General features: G+C 52.2%; 1 rRNA gene. It reads left to right on the top strand.

The features are described 5' to 3' along the window. Window positions 1-201 (top strand): 23S ribosomal RNA (locus JO375_RS08595); the annotation flags it as partial.

Below are 201 nucleotides of genomic sequence, written 5' to 3'. Positions count from 1 at the left end.
GACGTGGCGAACAACGATAAGGCCTCGGGGAGCTGTAAGCAAGCTTTGATCCGGGGATGTCCGAATGGGGGAACCCGGCTGTCTTCATCGACAGTCACTACTCACTGAATTCATAGGTGAGTGAGAGGCACACCAGGGGAACTGAAACATCTAAGTACCCTGAGGAAGAGAAAACAATAGTGATTCCGTCAGTAGCGGCGA

This window comes from Paenibacillus farraposensis (assembly GCF_020736845.1).
GTDB classification, from domain to species: Bacteria; Bacillota; Bacilli; order Paenibacillales; family Paenibacillaceae; genus Paenibacillus; species Paenibacillus farraposensis.
The sequence above is the reverse complement of the archived record's forward strand: the minus strand, read 5'-3'. Positions and strand labels throughout refer to the sequence as shown.